At 43.5% G+C, this 10,559-nt stretch carries 8 protein-coding genes and 1 other RNA gene; 6 read left to right on the forward strand and 3 right to left on the reverse strand.

Annotated elements, in window-relative coordinates; translation table 11 throughout:
• The first annotated feature begins 235 nt into the window (after positions 1 to 235).
• The gene (locus FM019_RS08930; protein ID WP_143835571.1) at positions 236 to 2,632 is read left to right on the forward strand and encodes a PilZ domain-containing protein; all 2,397 of its coding nucleotides are present in this window, start codon (positions 236 to 238) and stop codon (positions 2,630 to 2,632) included.
• Between the two features lie 98 nt (positions 2,633 to 2,730).
• Here the strand turns inward: FM019_RS08930 and FM019_RS08935 are convergent, their stop codons facing one another.
• The gene (locus FM019_RS08935) at positions 2,731 to 3,888 is read right to left on the reverse strand and encodes a DUF3089 domain-containing protein (protein ID WP_143835572.1); all 1,158 of its coding nucleotides are present in this window, start codon (positions 3,886 to 3,888) and stop codon (positions 2,731 to 2,733) included.
• A 153-nt stretch (positions 3,889 to 4,041) separates the two neighbouring features.
• Here FM019_RS08935 and FM019_RS08940 point away from each other — a divergent pair, with 153 nt between their 5' ends.
• Entirely contained in the window at positions 4,042 to 5,967 is a 1,926-nt protein-coding gene (locus FM019_RS08940; RefSeq protein ID WP_260681578.1) for a S9 family peptidase, read from the forward strand.
• Positions 5,968 to 5,996: 29 nt separating this feature from the next.
• Positions 5,997 to 7,184, forward strand: coding sequence for a dipeptidase (locus FM019_RS08945; RefSeq protein WP_409553370.1), 1,188 nt, complete (start codon positions 5,997 to 5,999; stop codon positions 7,182 to 7,184).
• A 4-nt stretch (positions 7,185 to 7,188) separates the two neighbouring features.
• On the opposite strand, the gene FM019_RS08950 is transcribed toward FM019_RS08945, so the two are convergent.
• A complete protein-coding gene (locus tag FM019_RS08950) occupies positions 7,189 to 7,623 on the reverse strand; it encodes a hypothetical protein (protein ID WP_409553371.1) in 435 nt (144 codons plus the stop codon).
• A 234-nt stretch (positions 7,624 to 7,857) separates the two neighbouring features.
• Here FM019_RS08950 and FM019_RS08955 point away from each other — a divergent pair, with 234 nt between their 5' ends.
• From FM019_RS08955 to FM019_RS08965, 3 genes are read left to right on the forward strand one after another with little or no spacing between them, the layout of a single operon-like run.
• Positions 7,858 to 8,790, forward strand: a complete 933-nt coding sequence (locus tag FM019_RS08955; protein ID WP_143835575.1) for an ATP-binding cassette domain-containing protein — start codon at positions 7,858 to 7,860, stop codon at positions 8,788 to 8,790.
• On the forward strand, positions 8,787 to 9,551 hold the full coding sequence (locus FM019_RS08960) for a hypothetical protein (RefSeq protein ID WP_143835576.1): 765 nt from the start codon (positions 8,787 to 8,789) through the stop codon (positions 9,549 to 9,551). Before FM019_RS08955 ends, FM019_RS08960 begins: the two co-directional genes overlap by 4 nt.
• 3 nt (positions 9,552 to 9,554) lie before the next feature.
• Positions 9,555 to 10,100: a GNAT family N-acetyltransferase gene (locus FM019_RS08965; RefSeq protein WP_143835577.1), complete on the forward strand. Its 546-nt coding sequence runs from the start codon at positions 9,555 to 9,557 to the stop codon at positions 10,098 to 10,100.
• 22 nt (positions 10,101 to 10,122) lie between these two features.
• On the opposite strand, the gene rnpB is transcribed toward FM019_RS08965, so the two are convergent.
• Positions 10,123 to 10,506, reverse strand: an RNA gene (gene rnpB, locus FM019_RS08970) — RNase P RNA component class A.
• Positions 10,507 to 10,559: the final 53 nt, after the last annotated feature.

Raw genomic sequence — 10,559 nt, forward strand, 5'->3', positions numbered from 1 at the left:
GCCTGCTCTAACAAAAATTGTCATGCCAAAGAACTCATTTGTTACAAATCATACATAAAGCTTCCAACCTAAACGATTTAGTAAAAAAATCGTTTCTATTAAGCGACTGTTTCTGATTAATATATGCAGCAACAACTTGTTTTGCGTCACTTTATTCGAACCCATTATTGGAAACCGAGGATCTTGTTTGAATATTAAGTCGTTTAGCGCTCCTCTTTGAGGAATATGGAAGCACATGAGCCTAGATCAAGATAGTCAAACAGATACACCTCAACAATCAGACTTTGATAAGTTGATCAGCGAAATCAAGTATCTCCCGCCAAAAAAACTGACCAAAAGCTATATTAATAGAATTATTCTGTCTCAAGGCTTGCATGTGGATCCATCTCTGGCGCTTAGCGAAGTTATGAGGTTAACGGGTCCATGCCACAAAACACTCGACTTTCGATGGAAATTAAAAGGTGTAGAGGTTGGCGAAATAAACATTTTGGAAAAAGTCCACTTTGTTGATAAGTGGACGGCCAAATTCCTTATCGAAGAAATTAAAAAGTACGGACTCCGATACACCCAAGGGGCTTATGAAGCTGCCAAAGTATTTTTTAGAGATAATCGCAAACTTCTTGTTAATAGGCAAAAAGAGGTCGACACACCAATAGACATGTTGAAGTTTTGTGGTGAGTTCAAGCGTTCAGAAGAGAGGATGTTTTTTGCCAAAACCGTTTCTTTAGTGCCCCTATCAATAAACAAAAACCCAGTCGATTATGAAGCTCAAGAAGATGATATGCAGGATAAGGTTGATGCAGTCACTTCTAATATCAGTAAAAGTGCACTAAAGCTGAGGATGGAAAAAGACATTGGTGCAACACAATTTGTCGTCGTTCGTTTTGACAGCCTTGAGCAGGAATTGGTGTTTTCTCAATCGAACATTATTTATAAAGTAATAAAAAAGATTAAACACGACGAAAACCATTCCTATGAATATATTCTTGAGCTGCAACCTAACGAGTGCAATCAAGAATTTGCACATTATTTAAAAAACCTGATATTCAGTCACAAACATAAATATAAAGTCGATTTAAACGGAATTACAGACTCTGCTTATTCTAAGGTATGCGAAAACTACTTTATTAACGCCTCCGAGCAAATTGATTTTTTTGTCGATAAAAATGGTGACCTTAAATACGTACTTGAACATTTTTCCCATCAATTTTGTGCACGGTATTTTGGGGATGGCATCGAGCAAGTCGTAGCAAACATAATTCAACATCATAAATTAACTTCCTGTGAAACCACGTTTTTATTCTGTACCCGAGGAACAAAATCAGAAATTAGCGATGGCTCACAGGTTACGTTAATTTCAAGTCTTTTTGATAGTCGAAAACCTGATGAGTTTTACGCTTCTATTGCGCAGTACGGTAAAGCAAAGTCTTCAAAATTATTTAAAGTGGTCGTATCGAAAGTATTGGCGAACCGGGCATTCAGAACCTCATCAATCCCCAAAGAAAGTCAAGAAACCTATGGTTCTACTCGAATAAACCGTCATTCCGAATCTACCAAAAAATCGATCGCACAATGTGCCTGGCATGTCTCAGTCCATCCAATAGATCATTATGGAATTTCAACCCAGACTAACAACTCAAAAACGAGCTTGGCACCTCACACAAACGCATTAACAATTTCTTCGGTCAATAACCCGCAATACAAACATGTTTTTCGGGAAACGGACGAAAAACGCACGGAAGATCGGTTTAATTATGTTACCGCGGCAACCGTAGAATTTAATGGTAGATTGATCAACGGAACCACAGTCGACGTCTCTTCTCTCGGCTTATGTGTCAAACTGGATCAAAATGCCGATTTTCCGGTAGGCGCTACTGTAACGGTGTCATTTAGCAAACTTGCCGATAGAACAACGATTTTCGATTTAAATCGCTGTAAATATAACGTTGTAAAGTATTCAGATGGACATGTTCATTTGTCTAACAAAGCGTTTTCCTCTCATGATGGCAAGGAATTTTGGCATAAGTTCATCTCTTCAAAGCTGGAACAGATAACCAAATCTAAAGGGCAGGAAGGTGATTACGGAATAAGCAGAGCTCTTAATAATATTGCGGTGAGTTCGTATGCAGATAATGTATTGTTCTACAAACAAATGAACAAACGCCCTCTCGCCACTGTTTTTATTGAAAGTGGGCTAGAAAAGGAATTAGACGATTTTGTCATTGACGAACAAAGCGTTCGCACTTGGTTTTACCATCCTAAAATTTACCCGATTTTAACTCGTGCCCATGAAAAACTGTTTGAAAAGCAAAAGCAAAGCCACATGTTTTTGTCGATAAATTTCCACAGAACCTTGGGCGGAGAAGTCATTGAGGACATCAATATTACCCATGCAGACACTATCACCTCGGATACGGAATCTTTTATCGACGCGAACAAAGTCAAAGCGCGAGAGCAGTTAATTTTTCACTTGGTACCCTATAAGGCAACCAACCAATTTTGTCGCTACAACACCGATGAATTAAATTATATCAAGCACTTTGCGCCTCATAAAAGCGAAGAATTGTTGACCAAGATAAAAGATGTCAAAGGAATGTTTATCATGACCGACATCACCCAGTTGTTCGCTTGATCGAAGCGTCAACGATAGTCTTATCATTGAAACACTCTACAGCACAATCAAGCCTAAGCATTTATGCAATGAATCTATTTTGTAAAGATTGACACATTCTATCGGTTCAAAAAAGCTTGACTGCGTTGAATACTGTTTTCACGAATATTGCCATAAAACAAACTGAAATCGAGCAGATGATAACTACCATCCTCGGCATCTAAATGATTTGAAAAAGCATTGTCTTGTTGACGCTGAACATGCAACACGCCAGTTTGATCACATTGTGCCCAAGTCAGGTTAGGAGTAAGAGGAGCCAAAGATTCATGTTTAAAACCAGGGTTTTTCGCTAATAACATATACTTTATTGTGCGCTTAAACTCCACCGGATAGGCACCTTTATGTTGGCTAGCGTCAGTCCGCTCAGTATTCGTTTGCCAGCTTAACGGATTCACACAAGCAATGGGCTTGCCCTCAGTAATTTCCCAACCACTATTATACCAATGTCGGTAACCTTGGGCCAATGCGCCACCTTGTCCATAGGTGTCATAAGAAACGATACATCCTGTTTGTTCGGCAGACTGACACAAGCCTGTGTGGTTGAAATTACGGTCAAGTAAATCCAGTGGCAACCAATATCCAATGGTGTATGCCGCCACCATCCTCTCCTGCAAGGCCGTGCCGTCGATTTGATTAGCAATTAAGCGTAACGCATGCAAACTACCTTGGCTGTGTCCCACGATTATAAAAGGACGCTGTTGATTGTGTTGAGCGAGAAAGTAATCGAATGCAGACTCAACATCTTGATAAGCCAAATCCAACGCTTGATAACTGGATGATAAATCTTCATCTCCAAAGGCAGCCAAGTGAGCTTGTCGATAAATCGGCGCATAAATCTCACAACAGCCATTAAAGGCACTGGCCATGCTGGACAACATATATTCCAGAGACTGTGCTTCAGACATGGTTTCGTCCATAGTCGAATTCCAGCTGCCCGGTCCAACATAGCCAGTAGAATGCACAAAAAATACGTCCACAGGCTTTTCGGCTAGATCGTGCTGGGTATCAACCCCCTCTGGGATCAAATCGGCAGTGTCTTGCAATAAAGGCAAAGCTGCCCAAAACTTTTGCTGGCTATATACAGGTGCAGCAGGAGTGGTATCAACACTAAAGGGCCCTTTTGGTAACATATACCACTGCACACCTTGAAACGCAGCAAACAAAAATACGGCAAGAAAAACCACTACAATGGCAGACCACTTAAATATTCGTTTCACAAAATTGCTTCCTTTTGGATCTTTGATGAGCACCTTACCGCAGTGATTAATATAGCGTAATTTATATTATTTATACTTGACTATTGACGTAGGTGAAAACCGGGTATCATCAGTATTCTCATACCGAATTGGTTTACTTTATCGGAGAAAAAAGTGCGAAACATACTGATTAGTGCCGCCACCCTGCTTGTTTTTATTTCAATTGGATTGCCATCTTTTGCTCAGCAAGATTGGCCATACCCAGAAGACGCCCCCACCCCACAACCTGTTGATATCGGCACAGCCAGTGATCGTCCCATCGACATTTCACGATTTCTACTGGCCCGCGGTGCACGGGGTGGGAGTATCAATCAGCAAGGCACCCATATTGCGTTTAGCAGCAATGCAACGGGCATCTCTCAGTTGTGGGTAATGTCGGTAAAAGGCGGCCAAGCAAGCCAGCTAACTTTTGGCAATGGCATTACCTTTTTCCGCTGGCACCCTGATGGCAAAACAATCCTCTACGGTGCAGACAATAATGGCGATGAGCGTGAGGCGTATTATCTGATCAGTACTGACGGGCTCAAAGAAACGCTCGCGATGCCCAGCAGCAAAGCGTATCGCGCGTTTGGCGCATTTCATCAAGATGGAAATCGCTTTAGCTATGCGTCTACCCAAAGAAATGGTAGAGACTTTGACCTCTACGTTTATGACATAAAGAAACGTCAGTCTCAGATGGTGTTCCAAGCTGAATTTGGGTTCTTCCCTCGCGCTTGGCGTCCAAATTCAGAGCAAATGTTAGTCACTGAAACCGTTGGTGAGGATGGGGAAAACCTCTTTTTACTTGATACGAGAACGCAACAACTCTCTGCGCTGTTTAAGCCAACACCTTCAGCCGCTTTTAGAGATTTTCATTGGAAAAAAGATGGATCAGGGTTTTATTTTATCAGCAATGATCAGACCGAAATGCTCTCGCTTCGCTATTACGATGTGGCGAGTAAACGAACTGATGTAATCGTCAAAACCGATGCAGAGCTGGACAATGTGGAATTGTGCAAAAACGGCAATCAATTGCTTTACAGCATTAACGATAATGGATTTGAAACGCTGTTTAGCACGCCGACTACTTCGTTTTCTCCCAAACAAATAGATTTACCATCGGGCACCCTTAACTTTTCTTGCAGCGATGCAGACAAAGCGGTTGTCACCCATTTAGGGCCAGATTCTCCAGGCACTGTACTTAGTATTGATTTAAACAAGCACAAAGCCACTGTGGTGAGAAAACCTGATATGGCGGGAATTTCTCCCAACGTTTTACTAAGTCCAGAAGTCGTGACATTCCCCGCACAAGATGGGGTTCAGCTTCAAGGCTTGTTATATCTGCCCAAAAATAGTGAGGCTAAGCCGCCCATCGTCATCGATATTCATGGTGGTCCCACTGCACAATCTCGCCCCGCCTGGCAGCCATTAACCCAATATTTGTTAGGTAAAGGCATTGCCGTACTGGATATCAATGTACGCGGTTCGACAGGGTTTGGTAAAACTTATGCGCGACTCGATAATCAAGAAAAGCGACTCGACAGCGTCAGAGATTTAGTCGACGCCTTAGCCTGGCTCAAACAAGACGGAAGAGTTAATGCAGATAAGGCCGCAGCAATGGGAGGCTCATACGGTGGCTACATGGTGAACGCTGTGATGGGCGCTTACCCAGATGCCTTTGTCGCGGGGGCTTCTTTTGTTGGCGTCGCCGACTGGGTCCGCGCATTACAAACGGCGTCACCAGGATTGAAGGCCTCCGACAGAATCGAATATGGCGATATTACCGACCCTAAGTGGCAAGAATTTTATGCGGTGAACTCCCCTATCAATACGGTGGACAAAATTGTATCGCCGATGTTTTTCCAGCATGGTGTGAATGATCCTAGAGACCCGGTCACCGAGTCTGATACTATGGTTCAAGCACTCAGGGATAGAAACATTCCGGTAACCTATCTGCGACTGCAGGACGAAGGGCATTCGGTGAGGAAGCTAACCAATCGAGTGATGTTTTATCGACAGCTCGCAGACTTCTTAGAAACGCACTTAAAAAACGACAAATAGAACAAACAGGAAACATGGCAATGAAAAAAATGCTCGCACTTTGTGTCGCGATGGCACTCAGCGGATGTGCAACAGCAGATAATGGTAACTACCACGCCTCTGAAAAAGCCAAAAATATTGCGCAAAAATACATCATCGTGGACGGTCATATTGACGTGCCATATCGTTTGCAAGAGAAATGGGTAGATGTCACCCAAGCCACCCAGGGCGGCGATTTTGATTATCCTCGGGCAGTCGCAGGAGGCTTGAACGCCCCGTTTATGTCAATCTATGTGCCGGCTTCTTTGGATAACTCTCCCGAATCAACTGCCCTTGCTCATAGGCTGATCGATTATGTTGAGGCCATTGTCGGTCGCGCTCCAGATAAATTCGCCATTGCCAAATCTGTTGCCGATGTTGAACAACAGTTTCAACAAGGTTTAATTTCTCTGCCGATGGGTATGGAAAACGGTTCGCCTGTGCAAGGCAGCATGGACACTCTCAAGCAATTTTATGATCGCGGAATACGCTACATCACCCTGGCTCATTCGATGAGCAACCATATCTCTGACTCCTCTTATGATTTGCGCCGCAAATGGAAAGGGTTAAGTCCCTTTGGCAAAGATTTGATAGTGGAGATGAACAATTTAGGCATCATGATCGATATCTCTCATGTTTCCGATGCAGCGTTTTATCAAGCGGTTGAAATCAGCAAAGTACCGGTGATTGCCTCCCACTCTTCATTGCGCAGTTTCACCCCTGGCTTCGAGCGTAATATGGACGACGAGATGATCAAGGCGCTGGGTAAAAATGGCGGTGTGATCATGATCAATTTTGGTTCAACCTTCGTTGATCCTGTCTCTCGCGCTTGGCGCATCGAAATGGGCGATAAGCGTAAAGCGGTTGAGGAAAAATTCGGTCGAGACAGCGCTCAATATCAAGCGTTCGAGAAAGAGTATCGCGAAACAAGCCCCTTCCCTTTCTCAAACGTTGAAACAGTGCTGGATCATATTGATCATGTGGTAAAACTGGTTGGTGTCGACCACGTTGGCATTGGCTCTGACTATGATGGCGTAGGGGATTCACTGCCAATAGGTTTAAAAGATGTATCAACCTACCCCAATTTGGTTCAAGGATTATTGGATCGAAATTATAGTGAAGCGGATATTGAAAAGCTCCTGGGTACTAACTTAATTCGCGTGTGGCGAGAAGTTGAACAATACGCAGCGAAAAACTAAAAATCTAGAAATGATGAGACGTTGATCCAGAGTAGTGTTGAGTTTGCATAAACACACTCTGGATTAATTCTGCGTCACTACTGGCACGATGTCGATGGCACTCTTTGGCCGCGCAAATGGTTTCTTGGGTATCGTGCCACTTTTCCATTTGCTGTTCGGTCAAAATATTTTCAAGGGGACTAAGAGTAAAGGTCATTTTCATCTTGGCCGCATCAAACAACTTAATCAACCATGGGTAGTCCACTACCCAACCGTCTGAATAGACCGTTTGACCTACCAATAATTTATTTAAGTCAGCACAGATTTGTCTAGGCGGTTGACCATGAGTAACTAAAGCGCCTCGAGAAATGCCATGCAGGGCTTCAGCCTCTTCGGACCAATGCGTCCAATCATCTTGTGGCTGGATCAAACGACAGTACTTTTGCGACAAATAAGTCACCACTCCAACTTCAATAGGGTAGCTCTGGCTACCAAAACCGCTGGCCTCAACATCGATAACAGTTGGGATGATGATTTTATTGATGCCTTTTACTCCAAATCAAAATCAAGACTAACAAAAAATATAATCCAATATCTCAGTGTTATCCTGTTTTTGTTACAAATATTTTCGATACACTGTAATTAATTGGCCAACTGAAGGACTATCGCTATACAACTTTCAAAAAGGAATGAAATGTTAGCAGTTGAGAGCATAGGTAAACACTATTCAGGGAAGGCGGCACTGCAGAGTGTCAGCTTTGGCATCCAGCCAGGCGAGATCGTAGCATTATTAGGTGCAAATGGTTCAGGCAAAACCACGACTATTAATTCCATCTGTAATTTGATCGATTTTGAATTGGGTGATATCCGTTTCGAGGGTATCTCTATTCGCAAAGACAAAAGTTACCTTGCGCAAATTGGTGCAGTGTTAGGGGGAAGTCGCAATATTAATTGGCGATTAACGGCCAGCCAAAATGCCCAATACTTTGCCGCACTGCGCGGGCATCACGGTAAAGCGCTAAAAGCAAGAATTGCAGAGTTAGAAGATCAATTGGGACTGGCACAATACGCGAAATTAGAAGTGCTTAAGCTTTCAACGGGTAACAAACAAAAGGCGTCTTTACTCAGTGCGTTATCCTACTCTCCAAAGTTGTTACTGCTTGACGAACCCACATTGGGCTTGGATTTTAAAACCGTCGGTGACCTTCAACAGATCATTTTAGAGCAATCCCAACAACACCAACAGGGATACCTGATTACCTCCCATGATATGAGTTTCATCGACAAAATATGTCAAAAGGTAGTGGTCATCGACCAAGGCCAGGTGATATTCAATGGCAGTATAGAGTCACTCAAACAAAAGCTCTTTGCCTACCGTATGGTTATAAATTTGCCGGTCCAAGACCATCTTTCAGTTTCCAAATCTATCGAAGAATTGTGCTTTGGGCACTATCACATTGAGCAGACCCAAGAGGGCTTTAACATTCAATACGAAACCCCTGATCAAGTGCTGGCATTGTTATCATGGTTACATACGTCGAATAAAACCATAGGCGATTTGACGATGACCGAACTGAGTATGGAAGAGGCGTACAAGTCACTTACCACAGGAGATAAAGAAGTATGAGCTGGTGGTTATTATTTAAAAATGAAGTCAAACTGCAAGCATTTGATATGCGCCAATACTGGTTTGAAACAGTGGCGAGCCTGGTTGTCCTGTGTGGGATGTTTGTCGCCTTGTTTTATGGTGTTAAATCTTTTGCCTTTGAAGGCGGCGTAGGGCAATCTCTCGATGGCTTAGTGTTTGGTTTTTTACTTTGGGCATTTGCCTCCGCAGCTTACATGTCGGTGACAAGAACGGTAGTAGATGACACTCAAAAAGGTTACATCGAACAACTCTTTATAAACCCAAAAGGTTTCACGGCAATCTTGTTTGTCAAAACCATGGTCGAACTACTTTCCGCACTTTTATTTATGACATTGATGGCTTATTTGGTGATGTGGTTAACGGGCAACTGGTTAGATATTAATTTTCTGCGCTTTTTCCTTGTGCTAATCATTGCAGCGCCTTCTCTGATTGGCTTAGGATTATTCGTCAGCGGATTTGCCCTGGTGTTTAAACGGGTAGACACTATTGGCCATATGTTAGCATTGGCGTTGATGGCCCTGGTTGCTCTGGATGGCCTTCCTTTTGGCCCACTAAGCTTTCTGCCTTTTACACCCGGTGTGTCCCTTGCCAGAGATTGGGTATTGCAACACAGCAACCTAAACCTCTCCGATGTGCTCATCGTCATCGCTAATTCGGCGATATATTTTGCAATTGGCAGTGTGGTATTTAAACACTTTGAAAAGGTCGCAAAGCGTAAGAATTTGATAGGGCAATATTAGCGCATGATAGAAACCAAAAGACTCACCTTGCGTCAATGGCAAACCCAAGACTTTCCCTTATTTGCGAAAATGAATGGGTCTGCCATTGTGATGAAGTATTTTGAAAATACTTTGAGCCGAGACAAAAGCGACGAATTAGCCAACAGACTAAGAGGCTTGATTGCACAACGGGGTTGGGGTCTGTGGGCGTTAGAAGAAAAACTCACGGGTCATTTTGTGGGTTTTGTCGGATTAAATGAAGCGCCCGACACACTTCCATGCAGCCCAGCCGTAGAAATAGGTTGGCGACTGTCTAACGAATTTTGGGGCAAGGGTTATGCGACCGAGGCCGCCAAAGCTTCTCTAAGTTATGCTTTTGATTCTCTCAAGCTAGAAAAAGTAGTCTCCTTTACCGCAATCATCAACACACCTTCCATCAAAGTCATGGAGCGTATTGGCATGCAAAATACAAAGCAGAATTTCCCTCACCCCGGTGTGAAAGGAAACAGATTAAAAGAACATGTGCTTTACCAGATCACTGCACAGCAGTGGTTCAGAATGGATAACTAATCGATAACAAGAAGTAAAAAGAAAAGTGAGTTGGTCAATAAGCCGGGTTCTGTAACCTTAAAAAGGTGACAATCATTCATCTAGGCCAGCAATCGCTCACTGGCTCAAGCAACCTACCCGGTTCCAACGCGGGCCGCGCCGTAAGGAACCCTATTTGGTCTTGCTCCGGGTGGAGTTTACCCTGCTGCCAACTGTTACCAGTGGCCCGGTGCGCTCTTACCGCACCCTTTCACCCTTACCGGTAAAGTTGTCGAAACAACTATACTTAGGCGGTCTTCTCTCTGCTGCACTTGTCGTCGGCTCACGCCGCCCAGACGTTATCTGGCACCCTGCCCATTGGAGCCCGGACTTTCCTCCCCTTGTTGTACCAAAAGGCCAACAAGCGGCGATTGTCTTGACCAACTCGCGGCGCAGTTTACTTGGATGTCCTTAGATTTACAAATCAGCGATGCAATTTAG

Origin of the sequence: Aliiglaciecola sp. M165 (assembly GCF_007197995.1) — a bacterium.
Taxonomy (GTDB): domain Bacteria; phylum Pseudomonadota; class Gammaproteobacteria; order Enterobacterales; family Alteromonadaceae; genus Aliiglaciecola.